The sequence below is a fragment of the Variovorax sp. J22R115 genome, assembly GCF_030317005.1.
Lineage (GTDB): Bacteria > Pseudomonadota > Gammaproteobacteria > Burkholderiales > Burkholderiaceae_C > Variovorax.
Map to the genome: position 1 here is coordinate 32,781 of NZ_JASZYM010000016.1, position 25,783 is coordinate 58,563.

A 25,783-nucleotide genomic window follows, 5' to 3' on the forward strand; every position below is an offset into this window, starting at 1 on the left:
CGGCTTCGTGGATGCGGCCCCTGCGGCTGAACCAACGCGAGGCACCTTCGATGGAGTCCTCATGAATTCGCGTGCAACGTCCGCTTCCGCCTCTTTCGACTGGCTCAGACCCCACACGCATGCGCTGGCCCTGGAGCCGCGCATCCTGTTCGACGGCGCCGCCGCGTCGGCTGTCGAGCAGCAGCACCATGCCGATCCGGCGCACGCCGCCACGGCGGCCCCCATCGACACTGCCGCGGCGCGTCCAGCGTCCGAGGGGCCGCCGCCTTCCGCACCGGCACTCCCCGCGTCGCATCAACTGGTGGTGATCGACAGCCGCGTCGAGAACCGCGAGCAGCTTGCCGCCCAGCTCCCCGCCGACACCAGGCTGCTGGTGGTCGACAGCCGCACCGACGGGCTGGCCGCCATCACTGCTGCGCTGGCCGAGATGGGGCCGGTGGATTCGATCCAGATCTTCTCGCACGGGGCATCGGGGCAGTTCACGCTCGGCAACCGCACGCTGACCAGCGACAACATCGATGAGGCCAGCGGCGTGCTCGGCCACTGGCGCAGCGAACTGGCGCCGGGCGCGGACATCCAGCTCTATGGCTGCAACGTCGGCGCGGGCGCGGCGGGACAGGCCCTGGTTAACGAACTCGCACACTGGACCGGCGCGGACGTGGGCGCATCCAGCGACAACACCGGCAGCACGGCCGCTGGCGGCAACTGGACGCTCGAAGTCCGCAGCGGCGACGTCGACAAGGCCATCGGGCTCAGCGCCAGTTCGCTTGCCAGCTTCCAGGGGCTGCTGGCCGCCGGCCCGACTGTCGGCCTGTCGGGCGGCACCGATGCACTGCTCGGCGGCCAGTTCAGCTTCACGGTCAACATGAGTAATAGCTCAGCGGACGACGGCTATGCCCCGTTCGTCGACCTCTTCATGCCGGCGACCGGGAAGGATGGCAATGACGGCGCCACCTTCATCGCAGCCACCTATCTCGGACAGCCGGTCAAATCCTTCGTACTGACTTTCGATGCGGCCGGCAATGCCACGCATCCCCTCGCAAGGGATTCGAGCGGCAATCCGGTGATCATCAACGCGGCCAGCGTCGGCATGCGGCCGGGCGACCAGATGGTGGTGCTGCAGCTGCCTTACGGCAGCCTGTCGCAGGACCAGCCGACGGTCGCCGTGCAGGTCACGGCCCAGCTCAGCAACCTGGCCGACACCGACCTGTCCAACGGCGCGCCGAATCTCACCATCCGAGCGCGCGGCGGCTTCGAGTTCGGCAACGATGCGCTCGACAACCCGACGGTCGACCCGAGCCTGATCGAGGGCTCGCTCCACGACTTCGTCGTGCACCCGACGCTCGTCACGATCGACCAGTCCATCAACATGCCCGAGGGCGAGACGGTCACCGGCCCGAACTATCCGCACTCGCAGACGGTCACCGTCACGCCTGCGCCCGGCCAGACGCTGACCAACGTGTCGGTCACGCAGCAGTTGCCCGGCGACATCCAGGTCAACTCGATCGTGCCCGGTGCGGGCGGCACGCTGACGTCGATCACGCTGCTCGACGGCACGGTGGTCACCGATCCCGCGGCCATCGCGGTGGCCATCGCCAGCGACAGCGTGTTCCTCAGCGCCTACACGATCACCTACGCCACGCTGAGCGCGCCGACCAACACCGTGGTCAACTTCTACGTGCCCGAAGCGGGCGCGGACGGCTCGGCAGTCGTCGACCCGATCACCGGCGACGACACCACCATCACCTTCGGCTCGCCGACCGTCAGCGGCAGGTGGACGCCGGTGGACCCACGGGACGTCGTCCCTCCGGCCACCGACGTCGGCTTCTCGAACACCGGCAGTGGCGCCGGCGCCAGCTTCGTCGCGAAGTCCCTCAGCCTCATCAAGCAGGCCACCGTGCAGGTGGACTTGGGCACGGCGGGCCTCAGCCCCGGTGACACCCTGCGCTACACGCTGAACGTGGCGATCTCGGACTTCTTCGCCGTCGGCGAGAACTTCCTCGGCGACGGCAGCTTCACGATCACCGACACGCTGGCGGACGGCCAGACCTTCAACGGTCCCGCCACCCTCAGCGTGACGCGCGGCGGCGTCACGCAGGCCATTCCGCTGATCGTCACGAGCACATCGAATGGCGACGGCACGACGACGCTGGTCTTCGATCTCGCCGAATCGCTGCGGACGGCGCCAAGCGGCGGCCTCGTGACGCTCGGCGCACTGATCGGCGACCTGGCCTTCGAGGACTTCCGCGACGGGGCCACCACGGCGGTGATCAGCTATGGCGCCACCATCGCGCAGAGCTACACGACGCCGCATCCGCCGCACAGCGAGATCAACGAAGGTGACGCGCTCGGCAACAACGCCACGGTGGCGGGAACCTTGCTCGTCGATGGTTTCAACCTGACGGGCTTCGACGAGTCCGATGGTTCCGCGACCACGAGCACGATTCCCACGCGCCAGGTCGACATCCAGCTGGTGTCGGTCAACGGCGGCGCGCCGGCGGCCACGCCCGAGCTGCATCCGGGCGACGTGGTCACCTTCCGCATGAGCTACGACCTGGTGACCGGCGACTACGAGGGCTTCCGGCTCACCGCCTACATGCCGCAGCCGCTGCTCAATCTTTTAGGCGTTACCTGGAGCCAGGGCGCCGGCATCGGCCAGTGGGCACTGGGCCCGGGAAACACGAACCCCGACGGCATCGACTCGGTTACCACGGGGCCCGGCAACTCGGTCATCTTCGACTTCGGCAACTACGTCAATCCCACCGTCAACGGCAGCCGGATCGAAGTGCAGTTCACCCTGCGCGTGGGCGACCAGCCCTTCGCCGACCAGCGCGAGCTCGACGTGCTGGCGCAGTCCGACCAGCAGACGACGATCGTGAAGAACCATCTGGTCTCGTCCGACGTGGCGGTGATCACCTCGGTGGCCGAGCCGGTGCTGGGCATCCGCCACGGCGTGGTGTCCACGACCCACGGCACGGTGACGGGCACGACCGGCACATGGAACGCGCCCGGAACTGCGGGCGTGCCGTTCCAGGGCAGCGTGACCGAGCTCGCGGCGGTCAATGGCGACGTCACCGGCATCGACGCGGGCGACATCTTGCGCCTGGCCACCGCCATCGAGAACCGCGGCGGCGGCGGTGCGTTCGATGTGCAGACCACCGTCACCCTGCCCGCCGGCCTGAGCTTCGTCGGCAACAGCCTGGCGGGGGCGAACCTGCGGATCTACCGCGGCGACGGCAGCCTGCTCGTGGCCGGCACCGACTACAGCGTGTCGGGCAACGAGATCACCTTCCTCGATGCCGGCGCCGTCCCGACGCTGGCGCCCGGCCGTCCGGGCACGGCCGCCGATGCGAGCGGCGCCAATATGGTGGTCATCACCTACGACGTGGTGGTCAGCGCCACCATCGACGCGGCCCGCACGCTGCAGAGCACCGCCGCGCTGACCCGCTACGCCAGCGTCAATAACGGCTCAGACTTCGCGCCGGTCGATGTCACCGAGCTGGCGAACCAGCAGGTCGCCGCACCCGCGGTCATCAAGAACTTCGCGGGCGGCAGCCTGGACAACAGCGATTCGAGCGCCACGCACACCACGGGCAGCGACCTCGTGGTCGGCGAAAGCATGCTCTACGACATCGTCGTGACGCTGCCCGAAGGCACCACGCAGTCCTTGCGGCTGGACGACCTGATTCCGGCCGGCCTGCGCCTGGACACCGGCTTCAACGGCGGACTCGGCTACCAGCTCATCACGACGACGGCGGGCAGCGCTGCGCTGGGCGCGGATTTCAATGGCACAGTCACGCCCGGCGCGATCGGCGCCATCTCGGGCACTATCGGCAACGACGGCGCCGGCGCGCGGCTGGCCTTCACCGCCGCGGGCGCCACGGCGGACAACGTCACCGACAACAACAGCTTCGTCGTGCGGGTGCGGCTGGTGGCGAGCAACGTCACCGGCAACCAGGCGAACCGGGCCCTGCAGAACAGCGCGCAGATCATCTACAGCGACCCGGACACCGACACGCCCAACGGCAGCGTGCCCGTCGACCGCAACGTGGCGCTGACGGGCGGCGCGCCCATCGTGACGGTGCGGGAACCGACGCTGCTGATCGCGCAGGCGCTCATCACCAATCCGGGCCTAGGCTTCGACAATGGCGACCCGGTCGAATTCACCATCACGATCAGCAACGGCAACGGCAGCAGCGACTTCGACGCCTTCGACATCAGCCTGCTCGACAACCTGCCGACCGAACTGAACAACCTGACGCTGGCGGAGGTGACCTATCAGGGCGCCGCGACCAACAACGGCGGCGCCGGGTTCGAGATCGTCGGCGGCCAGTTGCGCACGGCCGCCGGCGCGAACATCGACATCGGCAGGGGCGGCAGCATCGTGTTGCGCATCACCGGGGTCGTCAACGCTTCGGCGGCCGCCGAGCCCTTGTTCACCAACACGGCACAGGTGCAGTGGACCAGCCTGAACGGCAGCACCGCCGGCACGGCCGAGCCGGCCGGCGAACGGACCGGTGTCGACGGGTTGCTCAATACGGGCGTGCTCAATGACTATCGGCGCAGTAACGTGCTGACTTTCGAGGTGGCCCAGGGCATCCGGATCTCGCGTGTCGGCGGCCTTCCGGACACGCCGGCCGTGTCGCCCACATCGGCGCCGCTGGAGCAGGTCACCATCGGCGAAGTGATCCGCTACCGGGTGCTGGTGCTGGTGCCCGAGGGCAACAACCCCGACTACCACGTGCAGGTCACGCTGCCCAGTGGGCTCGGCTTCATCGCGCCAGATGCGCTCCAGAACGCGGTGCGCGTCGCACTCATCTCGGAGAACGAGCTGACGACCGACGCCAACCTGGCCCTCAGCGGCACGCTGCTCGTCTTCGGCAACGAGAACAGCCCCGAGGCCCAGGACATCACGCCCACGCTCACCGGCGCGGCACCGACGGGCGTGTTCAATCCGGCGCTCATCCACGTGGTCGTCAACCCCGACGGCAGCCAGACGATCACCTTCGACTTCGGCAACATGGTCAACGGCCTCCCCAACGATCCCGACCTGGAGGGGATCTCGCTGGAGTTCAACGCCCGCGTGCTCAATCAGGCTTCCAACACGGCGGGCGCGGTGCTGAACGTGACGGCCCGCGAACTCGTCGGGGGCGGGCCGCGCGCGACCGGCAACACCGTGGGCGAACGCATCGTCGAACCGGCGTTCAACGGCGTCGACAAGCGCGTGATCGACTTCAACCCGAATCCGGCCGGCGCCACCGGCACGGCCACCGTGGCGGTGAGCTTCACCGAGAACGGGACGCTGCCCGCATTCAACACGCATCTCGCCGACTCGTTCCCGGTCGGCAGCGCCTACACCTTCGTCAGCCTCACGCTGAACGGCACGGTCTACACGGCGGCCAATCTCCCGGCTGGGATTGCCGTCGGCACCACCGGCGGCCTGACAGTCGACTTCGACCGGCTGGACCCCGGCGCGCAGGTCCAGGTGGTCTACCAGGTCACGCTGCCGAACGCGGCCGCCATCGCCAGCAGCAACGCGGTGCTGACATGGTCCAGTCTTCCGGAATCCTTCACCACCTGGGGCGGCACGCCGGTGGGGGTCGATGGCACGGTCGCTGGCGAGCGCACCGGCATCGGCGGCACGCCCAACACCTATGTGCTCGCGGAAGGCGCGGGCCTCGGCATCATCCAGGGCACGCTGTGGGACGACACGGCCAGCGCCACCGCCAACGCGGTGCCTGACGGCCCGCCGCTCGCCGGGCAGCCCGTGAGCCTGACCTGGGGCGGCGTGGACGGCAACCTTGCCACTGCGGCCGACAACCGCGTGTTCACGACGACGACCGATGTCAACGGGCAGTACCGCTTCGGCGTGCTGCCTGCCGGCGTGTTCCGCATCGACACGCCGAGCGGGACCATCAGCTATCCCCAGCCGCTGGGCGACCTGCGCGTGCGCATCGACACCGACGCCGCCAGCCCGCTCGGCCAGATCGTCGTCACCCTCGGCGAATCCGCGACGGCCGCCGCGAACGCCGGCTACGTGGAGCAGAACGACGCACCCGAGAACCACCTGCCCACCGTTGCGCCCAGCGGCCTCGAAGACGTGACGCTGCCCATCGCCGGCCTGTCGGTGACCGACGTCGATGCGGCCGGCGGCACGCTCGACATCACGCTCTCGGTGCTGCACGGCACGCTGTCGCTCTCGAGCGTTCCGCCCGGCGTGACGGTGACCGGCTCCGCGACGGGCACGCTGGGACTCAGCGGCAATCTCGCCGCGCTGAACCTCGCGCTGGCCAACCTGCAGTACCTGGGCAACCTCGACTACAACGGCACCGACACGCTCACCATCCTGACAAACGACCGCGGCAACACCGGCGACGCGAACGGCGACGGCATCCCCACCCAGAACCCCGCCGACGCCCTGAGCGACCAGGACACCCTGCAAATCGTGCTCGCACCCGTGAACGATCAACCCGACGCGATCGACGACGTTGCGGATGCGACGGAAGCCGGCGGCACGGACAACCGGCTCATCGGGGTCGACCCGACCGGCAACCTGCTCGCCAACGACACGGACGTGGACATCGCCACCAACGCCGATCGACTGCGCGTGATCACCTTCGGCCGCGAAGGCGGCCCGCAGTTCGGCTTGCCCTCGATCGGCGCCAACTCGGTCGACGGCCTCTACGGCACGCTGACCGTAGGCGCCAACGGCGGCTACCAGTACGTCGTCAACAACGACGACCCGACGGTCCAGGCCCTGCGGCTTTCAGGCCAGACCCTGGTCGAACGCTTCACCTACACGCTCTCGGACATCGAGGGCCTTCGTGACACGGCGGTGCTCACCGTCACCATCCACGGCGCCAACGACACGCCGGTGGCCGCCTTCGATGTCGGCAACGCCGTCGAGGCCGGCGGCGTGAACAACACCGCCCCGGGCAGCAACGCGACGGGCAATGTGCTCGCGAACGACACCGATGTCGACAGCGCGGCCAATGGCGAGACGCAACAGGTCACGGGGGTCCGCAATGTTGGGCCACTGGCGCAGGGACCCGTGTCCGGGGTGAACCCCGGCACATCCTCCGGCACCGGCACGGCAGTGATCGGCCGCTACGGAACCCTGACCTTGGGCGCGGACGGGACCTACACCTACGTCATCTTCGACAATGACCCCGACGTGCAGCGCATGGTGCCCGGCGACACCTTGAGCGATGTCTTCAGCTACCGGGTCACGGATGCCGCCGGACTCGACGACCTGGCCGAGTTGCGCATCGTCATCTCCGGCGCCAACGACAACCCCGTGGCCAGCGACGACCATGCGGACGCGCAGGCCGCCTCCACCAACGGCAATGCGGCGGAGAGCAATCCGGCCGGCAACGTCATCCTCTTTCCGAGCCGCCCGGGCACCATCGGGCAGCCGGGCGGCAATGGCGTGGACCTCGACGTGGACCGCACCGACAACCCCAATTCGCTGATGGCGGTCACCGGCATTGGCACCGGGCCCGAAGGGCCGGGCGTGGTGCTGTCCGGCGTGGCCGCCGGCACCAGCCTCGCCAACGGCACCTCGATCGCAGGCACCTACGCCCTGCAGGGCGGCGTGCCGGTGGCGGGCGATTTCGGCACGCTCGTCATCGGGGCCGACGGTGCCTTCACCTTCGACGTCAACAGCGACAACCTCACGCTCCAGTCACTGCAGGCGGGTCAGACGATCGACGTCATCTACACCTACCAGCTCACCGACACCAGCGGCCTCACCGACCTGGCGCAGCTCGTGATCACCGTGCGTGGGGTGAACGACCCGCCGGTGGCGCAGAACGTCGTGGCGCTGGCCACCGAACGCGGCGGCGTCGCCAACGCCACGCCGGGCGTCGACCCGACCGGCGATGCCACCAGCGCGTCCTTCGATCCGGACGGCGATCCGTTGACCGTGACCTCCGTCCGTGCCGGCGCCGAGGGCGCGGGCGGCATCGACACGCCGGTCGGGCCGACGGGCGCGGTCGTTGTCGGCCAGTACGGCACGCTCACTTTGCAATCCAGTGGCACCTACACCTACGCGGTCAACAACAACGACGCCGCGGTGCAGGCCCTGCGCCTGATCTCCGATGTCCTGATCGAACGCTTCACCTTCACCGTCGACGACGGCAACGGCGAAATCGACCAAGGCGAAGTCATCGCGCTGATCCGCGGCCAGAACGACAACCCGGTGGCAGCCGACGATGCCGCGACCGCCGTCGAGGCCGGCGGCCAGAACAACAACCAGCCGGGCGTCGACCCGACCGGCAACGTGCTCGCCAACGACATCGACGTCGACGGCGGCGAAGTCCCGACGGACCCGGTGAACTACGGCGAGACGCGGGCCGTGTCCTCCGTGCGCACCGGCACCGAAGCAGGCACCGGCACCGCGGGCGTGCTCGGCAGCGAGTTGCGCGGCGCCTATGGCTGGCTGACCTTGAATGCCGACGGCACATACACCTACCGCGTCGACAACGACAACCCCGCCGTGCAGGCCCTGCGCCGCGACATCGACACCCTCACCGACAGCTTCAGCTACACCGACATCGACGCGGCCGGCGCCCAGGATCGCGCCACCTTGACCGTGACCATCCAGGGCACCAACGACACGCCGGTGGCCGAGCCGACCACCGTCATCGCCATCGAAGCCGGCGGCGTGAGCAACAGCACGCCGGGCGTGGACCCGTCGGGCAACGCCTTCAGCCTGATCGATGACGTGGATGGGTTCGGCGAGACGCTGGTCGCCTCCAGCGTCATCCACGCGACGGGCGCAGGTCCCGTCGCCGGCGTCATCGGCACGCCGTTCGCCACCACCTACGGCACCTTGCTGCTGAACGCCGACGGCACGCTCACCTACACGCTGGACAACAACAACCCGATCGTCCAGGCGCTTCGCACCAGTTCCGACACGCTGGTCGAAACCTTCGCCTACCAGATCCGGGACCTGGCGGGCGCCACGAGTTCGGCACCGCTCACCGTCATCATCCAGGGGCGCAACGACAACCCGGTGGCAGTGGACGATGCAGCCATCGCCGTGGAGGCCGGCGGCACCTTCAACGGCACGCCGGGCTTCAACCCCTCGATCGATCTGGTGGCCAACGACACCGACGTCGATGCCGGCGACGCCAGGACCGTCACGGGCATCCGTGCCGGCCCCGAAGCCGCCGGCGGCGCGTTCACGGCGGTGGCCCCGACCCTGAACATCATCGGACGGTACGGCACCCTCACGACGGCCGCGAACGGCATCGGCTATACCTACCAGCTCGACAACAACGCGCCGGCGGTGCAGGCGCTGCGAGCGGGCGAGACGTTGAACGAGGTGTTCACCTACAGCATGCGCGACCTCGCTGGCGCGACGGACATCGCGCAGCTGAGCATCATCATCCGAGGCGCCTACGACGCGCCGGTGGCGGTCGACGACGTGGCGGTGGCCCTTGCCAACAACGGCGTCGGGCGCGCCTTCAACCCGACTCGCAACGTGCTGAACAACGACACCGATATCGACCAGGCCGACGTGCTGCATGTGTCCGGCGTCCGCGTGGGCACCGAAGCGGCGGGCGGTGCGCTGGTGAACGTCGCGCCGGGCACGAGCAACCTCAACGGCACGGCGATCGAAGGCCTGTACGGCCGGTTGAACATCGGCGCCGACGGCACGGCCACCTATGTCGTAGACGTCAACAATCCTGCCGTGCAGGCACTGGGCCTGCTCCAGTTCGCCGACGAGTACTTCACCTACCAGGCGACGGACCTGGGCGGGCTCAACGACCTGGCCCAGATCCACATCATCGTCGTGGGCCTCAACGATCCGCCGAAGGGCGTCGCGGACGCCACCACCGCCGTCGAGGCAAGCGGCCTGAACAACACGCAAGCGGGCTTGGACCCGATGGGCAACGTCCTGGCCAACGACACCGACGTCGAGGGCGATGCGCTGGTCGTGACCGGCTTTCGCACGGGCACCTCCGCAGGCAGCGGGACGACCGGCACGGTCGGGACCGCGCTGCGCGGCCTCTACGGCGACCTCACCCTCAACGCCGACGGCAGCTACACCTACGTGCTCGACAACAGCCTCCCCGAAGTCGAAGCCCTGCGCACGAGCGGCCAGACGCTGACCGACACCTTCACCTATTCGCTGGTCGACATCTGGGATGCACCCTCCTCGGCCGAGTTGCGCATCACCATCGACGGCCGCAACGACACGCCGATCGCGCGGGACGACAACGCGACCGCCGTCGAGGCGGGCGGCGTCGCCAACCAGACGCCGGGGGTGAATCCCACAGGCAACGTCCTGACCAACGACAGCGACGTCGACAGTGTCGCCAACGGCGAGACCCAGCGGGTGCTCGGCGTCGACAGCGTCGGCGGCATCAATGCCCAGCGCGTGCTCGGCGTGCGCAATGCAGTCGGGCAATCCGTCGCCGCGGGCCAGGTGCTGTCGGGCCTCTACGGCCAGCTCACGCTCAATGCCGACGGCAGCTACACCTACGTGCTCGACAACGCCAACCCCACCGTGCAGGCGCTGCGCACCGCGGGCGAGACGCTGAGCGAGAGCTTCATCTACCGCGTCAGCGACACCGCTGGGGCGACTTCCGAAGCACGCCTCAATGTGCTGATCCAGGGCGCCAACGACGCGCCGGTCGCGCGCGACGACAGCAACGTCGCGCCCGGCGAGCGGCCCGCCCCGCAGGCCGCCGGCAACGTGCTGCCCAACGACTCCGACGTGGATGGCGGCGAAGGCCTGCAGGTGGTCGCGATACGCAGCGGCGCCGAGGCTGGGACGGGCACACCGGGCACGGTCGGCCAGAGCATTGCAGGCCGCTACGGCACGCTGGTGATCCACGCCGACGGCAGCTACACCTACACCGTCGACCAGACCAACCCCGACGTGCTGGCCTCGGCCGGACTGGGCCGCGTGCTGCAGGACGTGTTCACCTACACCGTCGCGGACCGCGGGGGCGCCATCGACGCAGCGCAACTGGTGATCGACCTCGACATCGCGGCGCCGTACCTCGCGCCGCCGGGGCCGAACTACTTCATGTATTTCCTGGACAGGGACTATGCGGGCGCGACGCTGCCCGAAGTGCGGCCCGCGATCTACATCTCCCCAGTGGTGGAGCAGGTCGACACCGCACTGAAGATTTCCGCCTGGGGCAGCGACGGCAGCCAGTTGCTGTGGCAGTTGCCGCCCGAGATGGGCAGTACCTCGATAGGCTCCGGCCTCGGCGAAGTGGCCGACCAGCACGTCGCCCGCGCCGTCGGACAGAGCCGGCGCGACAGCGACTTCGACCTGGCGTGGATCCTCGGCCGCGAAGGGCGCGTCAATCTCAGTGCCGACGGCCTGCTCACCGCGCCGTCGCTTTTCATTGCAGACCCCGAAGACATGGTGCTGGACGATGCGTCACCGGACCCGCAGACCGCCCTCGGCTTCAGGGAGCAATTGCGCGAGGCGGCGCAGCGCCTCCATCCACTCGGGCCGGCAGACGTTCCCGAATCGACGACACGCATCTGAAGGAAGAACATGCGACGGCATCCTTTCAAGATTCTGAGCGCGGCCATGGGAACGGCGCTGCTGCTGAGCGCCTGCGGCTCGATGGAGCCCACCCCCTACACGCAGGACGAGTTGCGCAAGCGCGTCTCCGACGACAAGGTTCGCATGTATGCCGACCAGGAGCCGGTCACGCTGCCGATCACCTTCTACGAAGCCGCAGCGCGGGCCCTGAAGTACAACCTCGACTACCGCCTCAAACTGATGGAAAGCGCGCTGGCGACCGACCTGCGCGACGTGGCGAGCTACGAGATGCTGCCGCGGCTGGTGGCATCGGCCGGCTATGTCGGCCGCAACAACGATTCGGGCGGCACCTCCATCGGCATCGAGGACCGGCAGGTGAGCCTGCGGGCCTCGACTTCCGAGGAGCGCGACCGCAACCTCGCAGGGTTGGGATTGAGCTGGAACTTGCTCGACTTCGGCGTCGCCTACTACCGCACCCAACAAAGGGCCGACCAGATCCTGATGGCGAACGAACGCCGCCGCAAGGTCGCGCAGAACGTGCTGCAGGACGTGCGCAACGCCTACTGGCGAGCGCTCGGCGCCCAGCGCCTGCTGCCCGAGGTCGACGGCCTGCTGGCACGCACGCACAAGGCGCTGGCCGCCGCCCGCGAGGCGGAGACCAAGGGCCTGCTGCCGCGCCAGGACGTCCTCGCCTACCAGCGCGCACTGATCGATTCGGTCTACCTGCTGACCGTGCGGCGCCAGGACCTGGAGTTCGCTCAGGCCGAACTCGCCGCGCTGATATCGCTGCCGCCTGGCTCGAAGATGGTGCTGGCCGACATGGCCGAGCCATCGATGCCGGCCGTGACCAAGGACATCGACCGGCTCGAGCAGCTCTCGCTGGAAAACCGCCCGGAAGTCATGGAAGAGTGGTACCGCATGCGGGTCGACGACTACGACTTGAAAGTCGCCAAGGCTCAGCTGTGGCCGAACGTCGGCATCACCCTGGACAGCCTGTATGACTCGAACAAATTCCTCTACAACAACTCCTGGAACGTCATCGGCGTGCAGGTGTCGTTCAACCTGCTGAAGCTGCTGCAGATGCCTTCGCTCAATTCGGCGCAGGCCAACCAGACCCGGACGGCCGAGGCACGGCGAGTCGCCTTGTCGATGGCCGTGCTCACGCAGGTGCGCGTGGGCTACCTGCGCTACCAGTTGGCGCGGCAGGAAGTCGAGTTCGCGGACGAGAGCCTGCGTGTCGACCGCCGCCTGCTGGAGTACGCGCAGTCGGCCCGCACCGCTTCGGTCGGAACCGAGCTGGAGTTGATTCGCGCCGAAGGCCGCTACCTGCTGTCGCGCTACCAGCGCGAAGCCGCCTACGCCAGCGCGCAGGCGGCGCAGGGCCGGCTCTACAACTCGGTGGGATTCGATGTGCTGCCGGAAGCCATCGACAAGAGCGACATCCCGTCGCTGGCGAAGGACATCGAGAAGAAGGTCCAGGAGCACGAGCAGCGTAGCCTGATCGCGAGTGCCGGAACGCAAGGAAGCGGCGATGTCGTTGCACGGAAGAACTGAACGCGCCCTGCTCGCCCTGTTGTTGGCGGCAGGCATGCCGGCGGCTTGGGCCGCGACGGACGCGCGCAAGCCTCCGAACCTGGCCATGGACGACCCGGGCGCGATCCGCGTGCTGCTGGCTTCGCGGCTGGAGACCACGCTGTCCAGCCAGATGAACGGCACGCTGGGCGACCTGCAAGTTGAGCTGGGCCAGAAGGTGGCGAAGAACGCGCTGCTGGCGCAATTCATCTGCACCGAAACGCAGGCGCGCGTGAAGGTGGCAGCCGCCGAACTCAACATGGCGCGCCAGAACCTCGACGCCAAGCGCAACCTGCAGAAGCTCAACGCCGCGGGCGACCTCGAAGTGCTGATGGCGACCACCGAGGTCGACAAGACCGAAGGCGCTCTCACGCTCGCGCGCACGCAGAGCGGCTACTGCCAGGTGCGCGCGCCCTTCGGCGGCCGCATCGCCAAGGTGCTGGCCAAGCCCCACCAGACCGTGAGCGCCGGCACGCCGCTCTTCGACCTCGTGAGCGACGGCGCGCTCAAGGTGCGGCTCAACGTGCCTTCCACGCTGCTGGCGCGGCTCAAGCCGGGCGCGCCGCTGGTCGTGACCATCCACGAGACGGCCAAGAGCTACCCGGCGCAGGTGAGCGCGATCAATTCCCGTGTCGATGCGGTGGCCCAGACCGTGGAGCTCGAAGCGCGCCTCAACAGCGAGCATCCCGAGCTGATCCCGGGGATGAGCGGCATCGCCCGGTTCCCCTCGGACCGTGACTGAGCGACCGCCGCCCGCTGCGCAGTTGCTGCTCAGCCTCAACGCGCTGCGCGACAGGGCGCTGGCAGCGCCGTCACTGGACGCGCTGGCCTTCTCGATGGCCAACGATCTTTATCCGCTGTTGCACTACCGGCAGGCGCTGGTGATGGCGCAGCACGGCGACCGGCTCGAACTGCTGTGCGTCTCGGGCCTGGCGCGGCCCAGCGAGGACTCGCCCTATCTGGTGTGGCTGCGCCGCGCAAGTCGCTGGCTCGCGACGCAGCTTCGCGATGACAAGCCCCGATGGCTGACCCGCCACGCGGTCGACCCGCCCGCCGACATCGCCGAGGGCTGGGCGGAGTGGTGGCCCGCCGGCCTGTGGTGCATTCCGCTGAACGACCGTGAGGGCAGACGCCTCGGTGTGTTGCTCTACTTGCTCGACCAGCCGCCGTCCGAGCGGCTCCAGCCGATGCTCCAGGGCGTCTGGCAGACATGGGCGCATTGCTGGTCGGCCTTCGACGCGCGCCGTCGGCTGCCGCGCTGGCGGCCGAGCAGACGACACGCGCTCGTCGTGCTTGTCGTGCTCGCGGCACTGATGCTGCTGCCGGTGCGGCAGACGGTGCTCGCGCCCGCCGAGGTGGTGTCGCTGAACGCGCAAGTCATCAGCTCGCCGATCGATGGCGTGATCGAGCGCATGCAGGTGCGGCCCAATCAGGCCGTCGAGATCGGTACGCCGCTCTTCACGCTCGACGAGACCACGCTGCGGAGCCGCTCCGAAGTGCTCGGCAAGGAGGTCGCCGTCGCCGATGCCGAACTCATGGCCGCCAGCCAACGCGCTTTCGACAACCCGCAAAGCAAGAACGAGCTGACCCTGCTCAACGCCCACGCGCGCCAACGGCGCGCGGAACTGGCCGCTGTGGAGGCGCAACTCAAGCGCACGCAGGTGCTCTCGCCGCGCGCGGGCGTGGCGGTGTTCAGCGATCCGAACGACTGGCTGGGCAAGCCGGTGGTCACCGGCGAACGCATCCTGCATGTGGCCGACCCCAAGCAACCGGCCATGCGCGTGCAATTGCCGGTGGCGGATGCCATCGCGCTCGAACCTGGCGGCAAGGTCACGTTGTTTCTCACCGCGTGCCCGCTCGATCCGCTGCAAGGGCAGGTCCTGGAGACCAGCTACCAGGCCAAGCCCAGCGAGGAAGGCGTGTCCTCTTACCGCCTTCTCGCCAGCATCGAGGATGCGCCCGCCCACGCCCGCCTCGGCCTGCATGGCACGGCCAAGCTCTTCGGCGAGCGCGTGATCCTGGGCTACTACCTCCTGCGCCGGCCGCTGGCCGCCGTGCGCGCATGGACCGGCCTGTGACCGACGACCCCGCCGACCAGCCGACCCCGCCGCTGCGCGAGGACCTTCGGCTGAGCGAAGCCGGCCCCGGCCAGCGAGGTGATCCGGCGTGGGTGATCCAGGACACGGTGGTCAATCGTTTCTACCGCATCGGCTGGCTCGAATTCGAATGCCTGTTGCGCTGGGGGCAATCGCCGCGCCGCATCAGCGAACAGATCGCCGAGCAGACCGCGTTGAAACCCGACGTGCGCCAGGTGCTCGACTTCCGCCGCTTCCTAGAGCAGCACCAGTTGCTGCGCCCCGGCCCTGAAGCCGTCGCGCGCCTGCTGGGTCGAAGTCAGGGCAACGCGTGGATGAGCTGGCGCTGGTGGCTGCACCACTACCTCTTCTTCCGCATCCCGCTGTTGCGCCCGCAGGTGCATCTGGCGCGCATCTCGCGTCACCTGGGCTGGCTGTTCAGTCCGGTCACCGGATGGCTCGTCATCGTGCTCGGCCTGACGGGCATCGTGATGGTGCTGCACCAGTGGGACACCTTCGCGACGGACGTCGTCGAGTCCTTCTCGACCGAAGGATTGCTGAGCTTTGCGCTGGCCTTGATCGTCGCCAAGACGTTGCACGAACTCGGCCATGCGCTGGTCGCGACGCGCCTGGGCTTGCGCGTGGCGCACATGGGCATCGCGTTCGTGGTGATGTGGCCGATGCTCTACACCGACACCGGCGAGAGCTGGAAGCTGCGCAGCTCTCGCCAGCGGCTGGCGATCGCGTCCGCCGGCATCCTCACCGAACTGGCGCTGGCCGGCCTCTCGACCCTGGGCTGGGCCTTGAGCGACCCCGGCCCGCTGCGCAACGCATTGCTCTACCTCGCGACCACGAGCTGGGTGCTCTCGCTGGCGCTGAACGCGAGCCCGTTCATGCGCTTCGACGGCTACTTCATCCTTTCGGACTTGCTGGACTTTCCCAACCTGCACGAGCGCTCTGGGGCACTGGCCAGGGTGGCGCTGCGGCGATCGGTGCTCGGCCTCGACGAGCCCTGGCCTGAGCCCTTCAGCCCCGCGCGGCGACGCATGCTGGTGGCCTTCGCGGTCGCGACCTGGCTCTACCGGCTGGTGCTGTTCCTCGGCATCGCGGTGGCCGTGTACCTATTCTTCTTCAAGCTGCTGGGGATCGTGCTCTTTGCGGTCGAGATTGCATGGTTCATCGTGATGCCGGTGTGGCGCGAACTGAAGCATTGGTGGGCGCGGCGCAAGGACGTGGTACGCGGGCGCCGCATCATGCTGGCGATGGTGCTGATCGCGTTGATGCTCGCGCTGGCCGTGCCGTGGCGAACGCAGGTGCACGCGCGCGGCGTGGCACGGGCCGAGCAGCAACTGCGCGTGTATGCGCCCTACCCGTCCCTGCTGCAGCAGATTCACGCAGCCGGTCGGGTGAAGGCCGGCGACACGCTGGCCGTGCTCGACGAGCCCGACATCGCGGCGCGCAGCCAGGGCAATGAAGCCAGCTTCCGCGGCTACCAGGAAAGATTGGCCGGGCTGATGGCCGACCCGTCCGGCCTGGCGCAGGAAGCCGCCACGCGCCAACGGCTCAACGCGCAGTTCGAACAGGTGCGCGCCGCACGTACGGAGATGGCGCGGCTGAACCTGCAGGCCCCCTTCGCGGGCCAGTGGCTGGACGTCAATCCCGACTGGCGCAACGGCCAGTGGATCGGCAGCCGCGAGCTGATCGGCGTGCTGGTCGACCCCTCGCGCTGGCAGGTCGACGCCTACGTTCAGCAGGATGAAGTGCAGCGCCTGAGCATCGGCAGCAGCGTGCGCTTCTATCCCGAAGGCCAGCCCGTGCCGATCCGGGGACACGTGATCGCCATCGGCACCACGCGCGTAAACCAGTTGGAGCATCCGATGCTGTCGTCACGCTTCGGCGGACCGTTGAACACCGTGCCGCACGGCGAGGCACTGGTGCCTGCGCCGGCGTTGTTTCACGTCCTGGTGCAGCTTGACGAAGCCGTGCCGAACCTGAAGGAGACACGCGGCCACCTGCAGATCGAGGCCGCGCGGCGCAGCCTGCTGGCCGATGGTTTGACGCGGGTCTTCGCGGTGCTGCTGCGGGAGAGCGGGTTCTGAGCTTCCGGCACCCACGTCGCTGACGGGCTCAATGCCCTCCGCTGCTGGACGCCTCGGTCATCTTCTCAACGACCTGATCCAGGCTGAAGCTCGCCGACTTCTGCCGTGGCGGGAACTCCTTGAAGGTCGCCAGGAACTCCCCGACGATGGCCTGCGCCGGCACCAGCAGGAAGATGTGCCTGAACATCCAGTCGTAGAAGGTGTTCGATGTGATCTGGGCACGCTCGTACGGGTCCATCCGCAGATTGAAGATGTAGGGCGTGCGCAGCACCACGAAGGGCTCCTGCCAGATCTTGAGCGTCCCCTGGACGCGCTGCTCCATGAACAGCATCTTCCAGTTGTCGTAGCGCAGCGCCGCGACGTCGCCATCGTCCGTGAAGTAGATGAATCCCTTGCGCGGACTCTTGGCTTCCTTGCCCGTCAGATGCGGCAGCAGGTTGTAGCCGTCGAGGTGGACCTTGTAGGTCTTCTTGCCGATCTTGTGGCCCTTCTTGAGCTTCTCGCCGATGTCGGGTTCGCCGGCCAATGCAAGGATGGTGGGAAACCAGTCCTGGTGGCTGACGATCTCGTTCGACTCCGATCCGGCCGCGATCTTGCCGGGAAAGCGAACCATGCAGGGAACGCGATAGGCGCCCTCCCAGCTCGAGTTCTTTTCGTTCCGGAACGGAGTCGTGCCCGCGTCCGGCCAGGTGTTCATGTGCGGCCCGTTGTCGGTGCTGTACTGCACGAAGGTGTTGTCCGCGATGCCGAGCTTGTCGAGGAAGTCGAGCATCTCGCCGATGCACTTGTCGTGGTCGATCATGACGTCGTGGTATTCGGACTGCCAGCGGCCGGATTGGCCGCGGCTCTCCGGCTTCACATGCGTCCACGCGTGCATGTGCGACGTGTTGAACCACACGAAGAAGGGCTCCCCCGCGTCGTGGGCGGCCTGGATGAACTTCTTGGCCGCTTCCATGAACTCGTCGTCGCAGGTCTCCATCCGCTTCTTGGTCAGCGGGCCCGTGTTTTCGATCTTCTGGCCGCCCTTGCCATCGGCCCAGCAGTGCAGCACGCCACGAGGGCCGTACTTCTTCTTGAAATCGGGGTAGTCCTTGACGTTCGGATAGTCCACCTCCTCGGGTTCTTCCTCTGCGTTCAGGTGGTAGAGGTTGCCGAAGAACTCGTCGAAGCCGTGCATGGTCGGCAGATGCTCGTCGCGGTCGCCCAGGTGGTTCTTGCCGAACTGGCCGGTGCGGTAGCCGAGCGGCTTGAGCGCCTCGGCGATGGTGATGTCCTCGGCCTTGAGTCCCAGTTCCGCGCCCGGCAGCCCGACCTTGGTGAGGCCCGTGCGCAAGCCGCATTGGCCGGTGATGAAGGACGCCCGCCCCGCCGTGCAGCTTTGCTCGGCGTAGGAGTCGGTGAAGATCATCCCCTCCTTCGCGATCCGGTCGATGTTGGGCGTGCGATAGCCCATCACGCCCTTGGTGTAGCAACTCAGGTTCGACTGACCGATGTCGTCGCCCCACATGACCAGAATGTTCGGCTGCTTGCTTTTCGCCATCTTCGCGCTCCTTGCGTTGCTCAGTAGGGTTGGTTGATCACGACGTACTGGTTGCCTTGCGGCTGGTACCAGACGTTCCCGCACTGCTGGTAAATCAGGCCGCCATAGTTCACCGGGACGCAACTCGGGGGAATGCTGTTCACCATCGAACCCACGACCGCGGCCGTGACCGCGACACCGGCAGTGACTGCCGCAGCGGCCGCGACCGGGTGGTGGTAGTCGTTGTCCCAACCGCCGCGGTTGTTCACATTGACGTTCACATTCCGGTTCACATTGGCATTGACGTTCCGGCTCGCATTGACGTTGTTCACGCTGGTGCTGCGCACGTTGTTGGCGCGCACGTCCCGGTTGACGTTGTTGACCTGCCTGTTGCCGCCGCCACCGGCACGGGCGCCGCCGCCACCGGCGTGCATGCCGCCACCGCCGTGCCCCCCTCCGCCTCCGCCTGGCCTGGCCAGGGCATCCGGGATCAGAGCGACGCTGCCGACGACGAGCGCGGCAAGGGGCACGAGAAAGTACTTGTTCAGTGACTGGTTCATGGTCATGCCCCCTTACTTGGCCTCGAGCGCACGAAGCTCGACCTGCTTGGCGCCCGCGGGCGGAACAAATCGGAACACGTCGTCCTTGGTGGACGGATTGAGGTTCCAGTCGATGAGAGACACCGACTGCGGTCGCGCGTCATCCGCCCGGTTGATGATCACGAGCTTGCGCGGAAGCGGCTTGCTTCCGGTCGTGATCCAGATCTGCCAGTCGAAATTTCCCTGGCGGAAGGCGAAGTGGTTGCACAGGTCCTTGCCGATGAAATCCTGCCCGGCGTTCATGGCCGACTCGATCTTGTCGAGCGGCGCAGCCGGCGTTCCCCAGAGAAAGAGATCGCTCAATGGAATCTCGACGCCATACCTTTCCTCCAGCTTGCTGACCAGCCCGTCGACATTGCCAGTGAAATCGACGGTCGAGTAGTACTTCTGCTGCGGCAGGAAGAGCGTGGCCTTCTGGCCATCGAAGAAGATCACGCGCTCGGCGCGGGCGCTGAACATGCGGGCGCGCAGCTTGTTCGGGCGCTGTACGTCGACGTCGGCCCTCGCCGTGTGCTGCAGCTTCTGGCCGTCGGCCAGCACGACCTCGCCCGTCAGTCCCGTCGACACGTGAAAGCGCTTGAGGGACTGCAGGAAGGCCCCCATGTCCTTCAGCGCCTGGATCGCCCCGGGGTTGACCGCGCTCTCGGCAGGCTTGGCGGTGGCGGCTGGCTCCGTTTGCGCATGGACGGCGGGTGCGGCGACAAGCGAAAGGCCCAGCAATGCGGCTGCGAGCAATTTGACTTTCAAGGCGATCTCCTGAATGACGTGCAAGGAGCGAGCTCGGGTCGATGCATCGAATCGAACGGCTCGCGGTCCTCGACGAACGACCGCGCAAAAGTAGCAAGTCGGTGCGCGTCGCGCCACTAGACCTTGGTGTAGTGGCGTGGCTGGTCCCCGGCAGGGATCAACCGTTCAATCGCTTGTCTTCGTGGAGGGGATGAACTATCGCAAGTCCCAGGGCGCGCATGGGCCCTGGGTCGAATCGGGGCAACGACCATCCCGCGTCGTCGGGGTCTCGGACGGCGCTACCGCCCGAGTGTGGCGCTGCGGCTGGACCGCGCGCGCCTGAAGCGGCTATCAGGCCGCCGTGTTGACGGCATCCTTCAATGCCTTGCCCGCCGTGAATTTCGGCGCCTTGCTCGCCTTGATGGTCATCTGCTCGCCGGTCGACGGATTGCGGCCGGTGCGCTCGGCACGGCTCGCCACGGTGAAATTGCCGAAGCCGATGAGCTGCACGGCTTCGCCGCGTGCCAACGTGCGGGTCAGGTTTTCAAGCGCCGATTCGAGTGCGCGGCCGGCATCTGCCTTGCTGAGGTCGGTGTCGGCGGCGATCGCGGCGATGAGTTCGGTCTTGTTCAAAACTGGGTTCCTTCTCTGAGAGCAAATGAGCAGGATAGCCGACGCCCGCGCCTCTTCCATCGCGACCCAGGTAAGCAATACAACGAGCGAAGACGGCATCCGCCAGAAGAAGAACCTTCCTGACGGGCATCGAGCCCGGACGTTGCGCAGGAACGACAAACTCCGCTCCGAAATGCATCTGGAATCTGTAGGAACATGAACGTTAGGTTAACAAAGGTAATGAGAGTCGTTATCATTCGCTGATCTCGCGCCTCTCGCGAATCAGCTCACCCAGCCAATCCGCCCCTCGTTCTCCGAGGCATGCCGGACCCGCCAGTCGAGCTCTCAGTTTCTTCTTCACCTGGGATCCTTCATGGCCTACATAAAGAGCCGCAAGCACGCCGTCGCGCGCGTGCTGCCCCCGTTCGGCAGTGCCGCCGCCGCCACGCTTCTCGCGTTGTCGCTACCGGCCGGCGCGCAGACCTCCACGCAAACACTCAAGGAAGTGCGCGTCGAGGACAGCACGGCGAACGACTTCAGAGTCGAGCAATCCGCCAATCCCAAGTTCACTGCGCCGCTGGTCGATATCCCGCAGGTCATTCAGGTGATCCCCGAAGGCCTGATGCGCGAGCAAGGCGCGACCACGCTCACCGAGGCCATGCGCAACGTCCCCGGTGCCGGCGCATTCTTCCTCGGCGAAAACGGCAATACGAGCACCGGCGATGCGATCTTCATGCGCGGCTTCGATGCCTCGGCCAACATCTTCGTCAACGGCGTTCGCGACATCGGCACGATCTCGCGCGACATGTTCAACATCGAGCAGGTCGAGGTGGTCAAAGGTCCGTCCGGCACCGACATCGGCCGCAGCTCGCCGACGGGCTACATCAACCTGATCACCAAGACACCGAAGCTGGAAAACAGCTTCTCGGGCTCGCTGACCTACGGCAGCGCGGACTTCGGCCGCGGCACCATCGACTGGAACAGAGTCATCACCAACGCCGATGGCTCGGGCACCGCGTTCCGCCTGAACGCAGTGGCCGAGGACGGTGGCGTGGCGGGCCGAGACGAGGTGAAGAACAAGCGCTGGGGGATCGCACCCTCCATCGCCTTCGGCATCAACACGCCGACGCGCGTCTTCCTCGACTACGTGCACGTCAAACAGGACAACGTGCCCGACGGCGGCGTGCCCACCATCGGCTTGCCCGGCTACTCCACGCCCGATGCGCTGCTGATCAACTCGCCGATCCTGCGCCGGACCTTCCTGAACTTTGCGCAACGCGTCGATTCGAGCAACTTCTACGGCACCACGTCCGACTTCAACGACGTGACGTCCGACCTGTTCACGGCACGGGTCGAGCACGACATCACGCCGGACATGACGGTGCGCAACATCACCCGCTACGGCAAGACCTCGCAGGACTACATGCTGACTTCGTTCATGCTGGGCGGCCTGACGGCCTCCCGCGTGGGCAATACCAACGTCTACCGCGGCACGGTCCCCGCGGTCACCGCGGGCTTCATCAACACGGTGAACCCGGCCAACCCCACGACCTGGACGGTCACGCGCAACCTGCCGACCAACAAGGACATCGAGAACACCATCTTCCTGAACCAGACGAGCCTCTCGTCCAAGTTCAAGACCGGCAGCTTCAGCCACACGGCGAACTTCGGCGTGGAGCTGATCCGCGAAGAGCAGGACTCCGCCAACTTCTTCGGCCCCGGCTTCGCTTCGGTCAATACGACCTTCGCGCCCGCCGGCTCGTGGCCGGTCGCCAACCTCTACAACCCGAATCCCAACGTGACCGGCTACAACCGGATCAGCAATGGCACGGGTTCGTTCGGCAAGACCGACACGATCAGCGCCTATGCGTTCGACACGATGAAGATCAACGAGCAGTGGCAGCTCACCGGCGGCCTGCGCTACGACCACTACAGCACCGACTACTCGGCGACTGCACGCGGCACCGGCCCCGCCTTCGCGATCACCCCCACCGACTTGTCGACCTCGAACGGCATCTGGACCGGCAAGTTCGGCGTGATCTACAAGCCGGCCGAAAACGGCAGCATCTACGCGGCATGGGGCAACTCCGCGCAGCCTCCGGGCGGCGCCAACTTCCAGCTTGCCGCCGCCGGCAGCGGCAACAGCGCTTCGCGCACCGACTTCGAGCCGCAGGAATCCAAGACCTACGAGGTCGGTACCAAGTGGGACCTGCTGAACAATCGCCTGGCCCTCACTGCCGCGCTCTACCGCACGGAAGTGACCAACGAAGTGGTGCAGGATTCGACCACTCTGTTGTACTACCAGACGGGCAAGAAGCGTGTGCAGGGCATCGAACTGGGCGCCGCCGGCACCATCACCGACCAATGGGGTGTCAGCGCCGGCTTCACCACCATGGACACGTCGGTCGAGAGCGGCCCCGCCGTGACGGCGGACGGCAGCAGGGTCCTGGCCTACACCCCCCGGAACGCGTTCACCCTCTGGACCAGCTATCAGTTGCCCTTCGGCCTGACCCTGGGCGGCGGCATGCGCTACAACGGCAAGCTCCAGCGCGGCACCGACGGTGCGGTCGGCACGCCGGCCTACACCGATTCCTACTGGGTGTTCGACGCGATGGCCTCCTACCGCATCAACAAGAACGTCGAGCTTCAGTTGAACGTCTACAACGTCTTCGACGAGGATTACGTGGCTGCGATCAACAAGAGCGGCTACCGCTACACGCCGGGGATCCCGCGCTCGGCGCGCCTGACGGCCAACTTCGCCTTCTGACCTGACCGGAGGCCGGATCGCCGTCCGAGCGACGGTCTGATGGACAGCGACACCACGGGCACGTGGTGTCGCTGTTCGACGTTTGGGGGCACCATTTTCGACCCGCAGATCGAGGCCAGGCTCTGCGTCCCGCGCAGCGGCCGGATTCGACATGGCGGGAAAAGGCTGGCTGGTGGCGGTCCGCGCGCGATGAGCGCCCCCGCCTTTCTAACCAGCCAGAAGGAGTTGACGGGCGAAGCGTCCAACTCGCGCCGTCAGGCTTGAGCGGCGCCTGAAGTGCGCGCCACAAGGGGACTACGTTAGGGGCCCCTCGTTGCCGGCGCCATCCTCTGGACGGTCTAGTGGGCGTGCACTACTTCACGAAATCTGCGCCGAAGTGCGCCCCAACTCAGGGTCGCGGGCGGTCGCGCGACTGGCCCGGCTGGGGAGTCGCAGCTCCATCGATGCTGTCTCGGAGCATTTTCAACTCTGCGGCAATGCATCGATGGATCGCAGAATGCTTCGCGTGATCTCGACACGCTTTGGGAGATCGCCCAATCTGTTCGGTGTATCAATATTCAGGGCAAAGAATACCGGCCCGGTCGGCCATTCAATCCAACCGACCCACCAGCCGACCTTGCCACTCCATCCTGTTTTCGCACGAAGGATCCAGTCCTTGCCAGCCTCGTTGATCATCACGTCCTTGACCAGCCGCTGATGATCGATACGAAAAGGCAATTCATTGCGATAGAGCGAGCGCAAGAATGAAATCTGCTCGTGGGCCGAGATGGCCAAGTCTCCTTCGACCCAAAAGGGCGATTCGCCTGTAGCGACCGCGTTTCCGTACTTGATTCGTTGCAGATAGGCCGTCTCGCGCTTTGTGCCGATCTGCTTGGCAAATCGCTCGTACACCCAGACAGTGGAGTTGCGCATCGCGGAGCGCAGATCCTGATCTGCATTCCAGGCCTCGGGAGAGCGCTTGATACCGTCCCAGGGAATCTGCTGGAACTCGTCGTGCAGTACGCCGGCATCCAGGGCGAACAGGCTGTGGGGAACCTTGAAGGTGGACGCGGGCGTGTAGCGACGCGCGGCGCGCTCTGCGTCATGCACAAACCTAGCCTCGCGTCCACGGCGGGCATCGACCACAACAATGGTGCCTCGAGAGTTGGCTTCGGAGAAGAATCTGGACCAATCGGCCCGGTCCTGAATGTTCGTGGCAGCGAGCGCCTCGTACGCAAAGAAGACGGGCAAGGCGGAGAGGATGAGATTTCGTCGGTTCATGGTCTGATTTCAGAAGGCACCTTCACCCTCAACCCGAGGCGTTCGAACAGGCGTCGATCTCCGTCTGCTTGCGGGTTGCCAGTCGTCAGCAACCTGTCGCCATAGAAGATCGAATTGGCGCCGGCGGCAAAGCAAAGCGCCTGCAGCGCCTCATCCATCTGCTGGCGTCCGGCGGAGAGTCGAACCATGGCGCGCGGCATCGTGATGCGCGCGACGGCAATCGTACGGACGAACTCGAACGGATCGATCGGCGCCGTATCCGCCAGTGGCGTGCCCTTCACGGCGACCAGATTGTTGATGGGCACGGACTCGGGATAGGGAGCGAGGTTGGCCAGCTGCGCAATCAGCCCGGCACGTTGTGTGCGGCTTTCGCCCATGCCAATGATGCCGCCGCAGCAGACGTTGATGCCTGCCTTGCGCACCTGGTCCAGGGTTTCAAGCCGATCACGGTAGGTGCGAGTTCCGATGATGTTGCCGTAGAAATCCGGTGCGCTGTCCAGATTGTGGTTGTAGTAATCCAGCCCAGCTTCCTTCAGGGCGCGAGCCTGCTCGGCCTCGAGCATTCCCAAGGTCATGCAGGTCTCCAGGCCGAGCCCGCGGACTTCGCGAACCATGTCGATGACCTTTTCCATGTCGCGCTCCTTCGGGCTGCGCCACGCCGCTCCCATGCAAAAGCGCGTTGCGCCCTGGGCCTTGGCCGCTTGCGCGGCCTCGACCACCTCCTCCAGTGGCATCAGCTTGGTGGCCTGCACCCCGGCCTCGAAATGAGTCGACTGGGAGCAGTAGCCACAGTCCTCGGAGCAGCCGCCCGTCTTGATCGACAGCAAGGTCGACAACTGCACTTCGTTCGCATCGAAGTGCTCGCGGTGAACCGTTTGTGCGCGAAACAACAGGTCCATGAATGGCAACTCGTACAGCGCCTCGACCTCGGCATCGGGCCAGCGCCGCGAGGCAGGTGGAGCAAACGCCGAAACGGCTGGGCGGGTCGCGGACGCACGCAGTGTCTCCACAGAAACGGTGGATGAAGTAGTCATGAGTT

12 protein-coding genes are annotated in these 25,783 nt (G+C 66.8%); 6 read left to right on the forward strand and 6 right to left on the reverse strand.

Features of this window, described 5'->3' with window-relative positions:
* Positions 1 to 61 precede the first annotated feature (61 nt).
* The 5 genes from QTI04_RS26000 to QTI04_RS26020 are packed head-to-tail and all read left to right on the forward strand — an operon-like array spanning position 62 to position 17,261.
* A complete protein-coding gene (locus QTI04_RS26000) occupies positions 62 to 11,515 on the forward strand; it encodes a VCBS domain-containing protein (RefSeq protein ID WP_286618055.1) in 11,454 nt (3,817 codons plus the stop codon).
* A gap of 9 nt (positions 11,516 to 11,524) precedes the next feature.
* On the forward strand, positions 11,525 to 13,069 hold the full coding sequence (locus tag QTI04_RS26005; protein WP_286600747.1) for a TolC family protein: 1,545 nt from the start codon (positions 11,525 to 11,527) through the stop codon (positions 13,067 to 13,069).
* On the forward strand, positions 13,047 to 13,829 hold the full coding sequence (locus tag QTI04_RS26010) for an efflux RND transporter periplasmic adaptor subunit (protein WP_286618056.1): 783 nt from the start codon (positions 13,047 to 13,049) through the stop codon (positions 13,827 to 13,829). The genes QTI04_RS26005 and QTI04_RS26010 overlap by 23 nt, the downstream gene beginning before the upstream one ends.
* Positions 13,822 to 15,165, forward strand: coding sequence for an efflux RND transporter periplasmic adaptor subunit (locus QTI04_RS26015; protein ID WP_286618057.1), 1,344 nt, complete (start codon positions 13,822 to 13,824; stop codon positions 15,163 to 15,165). The genes QTI04_RS26010 and QTI04_RS26015 overlap by 8 nt, the downstream gene beginning before the upstream one ends.
* Complete coding sequence (locus tag QTI04_RS26020; protein WP_286618058.1) at positions 15,162 to 17,261, forward strand: HlyD family efflux transporter periplasmic adaptor subunit; 2,100 nt, start codon at positions 15,162 to 15,164, stop codon at positions 17,259 to 17,261. Before QTI04_RS26015 ends, QTI04_RS26020 begins: the two co-directional genes overlap by 4 nt.
* 28 nt (positions 17,262 to 17,289) lie before the next feature.
* Here QTI04_RS26020 and QTI04_RS26025 read toward each other — a convergent pair whose 3' ends face one another.
* The 4 genes from QTI04_RS26025 to QTI04_RS26040 form a co-directional block, all read right to left on the reverse strand.
* Positions 17,290 to 18,801, reverse strand: coding sequence for an arylsulfatase (locus QTI04_RS26025; protein ID WP_286618059.1), 1,512 nt, complete (start codon positions 18,799 to 18,801; stop codon positions 17,290 to 17,292).
* A gap of 20 nt (positions 18,802 to 18,821) precedes the next feature.
* On the reverse strand, positions 18,822 to 19,340 hold the full coding sequence (locus QTI04_RS26030; RefSeq protein ID WP_286618060.1) for a hypothetical protein: 519 nt from the start codon (positions 19,338 to 19,340) through the stop codon (positions 18,822 to 18,824).
* Between the two features lie 12 nt (positions 19,341 to 19,352).
* Positions 19,353 to 20,126 carry a DUF2092 domain-containing protein gene (locus QTI04_RS26035; protein ID WP_286618061.1) on the reverse strand — a complete coding sequence of 258 codons (774 nt, stop codon included), beginning with the start codon at positions 20,124 to 20,126 and terminating at the stop codon, positions 19,353 to 19,355.
* A gap of 330 nt (positions 20,127 to 20,456) precedes the next feature.
* Positions 20,457 to 20,738, reverse strand: a complete 282-nt coding sequence (locus tag QTI04_RS26040) for an HU family DNA-binding protein (protein ID WP_286600802.1) — start codon at positions 20,736 to 20,738, stop codon at positions 20,457 to 20,459.
* Positions 20,739 to 21,090: 352 nt separating this feature from the next.
* Here QTI04_RS26040 and QTI04_RS26045 point away from each other — a divergent pair, with 352 nt between their 5' ends.
* The gene (locus QTI04_RS26045; protein WP_286618062.1) at positions 21,091 to 23,484 is read left to right on the forward strand and encodes a catecholate siderophore receptor Fiu; all 2,394 of its coding nucleotides are present in this window, start codon (positions 21,091 to 21,093) and stop codon (positions 23,482 to 23,484) included.
* Between the two features lie 462 nt (positions 23,485 to 23,946).
* Here QTI04_RS26045 and blaOXA read toward each other — a convergent pair whose 3' ends face one another.
* Both blaOXA and bioB read right to left on the reverse strand, forming a co-directional pair.
* Positions 23,947 to 24,744 (reverse strand): class D beta-lactamase, encoded by a 798-nt coding sequence (blaOXA, locus tag QTI04_RS26050; protein WP_286600731.1) that lies wholly within the window; start codon positions 24,742 to 24,744, stop codon positions 23,947 to 23,949.
* Complete coding sequence (gene bioB, locus QTI04_RS26055) at positions 24,741 to 25,778, reverse strand: biotin synthase BioB (protein WP_286618063.1); 1,038 nt, start codon at positions 25,776 to 25,778, stop codon at positions 24,741 to 24,743. The genes blaOXA and bioB overlap by 4 nt, the downstream gene beginning before the upstream one ends.
* Between the last annotated feature and the right edge of the window lie 5 nt (positions 25,779 to 25,783).

Coding starts and splice junctions, on each gene's coding strand:
- QTI04_RS26000 (WP_286618055.1), top strand. CDS start 62: ATGAATTCGCGTGCAACGTCCGCTTCCGCCTCTTTCGACTGGCTCAGA.
- QTI04_RS26005 (WP_286600747.1), top strand. CDS start 11,525: ATGCGACGGCATCCTTTCAAGATTCTGAGCGCGGCCATGGGAACGGCG.
- QTI04_RS26010 (WP_286618056.1), top strand. CDS start 13,047: ATGTCGTTGCACGGAAGAACTGAACGCGCCCTGCTCGCCCTGTTGTTG.
- QTI04_RS26025 (WP_286618059.1), bottom strand. CDS start 18,801: ATGGCGAAAAGCAAGCAGCCGAACATTCTGGTCATGTGGGGCGACGAC.
- QTI04_RS26030 (WP_286618060.1), bottom strand. CDS start 19,340: ATGAACCAGTCACTGAACAAGTACTTTCTCGTGCCCCTTGCCGCGCTC.
- QTI04_RS26045 (WP_286618062.1), top strand. CDS start 21,091: ATGGCCTACATAAAGAGCCGCAAGCACGCCGTCGCGCGCGTGCTGCCC.
- blaOXA (WP_286600731.1), bottom strand. CDS start 24,744: ATGAACCGACGAAATCTCATCCTCTCCGCCTTGCCCGTCTTCTTTGCG.
- bioB (WP_286618063.1), bottom strand. CDS start 25,778: ATGACTACTTCATCCACCGTTTCTGTGGAGACACTGCGTGCGTCCGCG.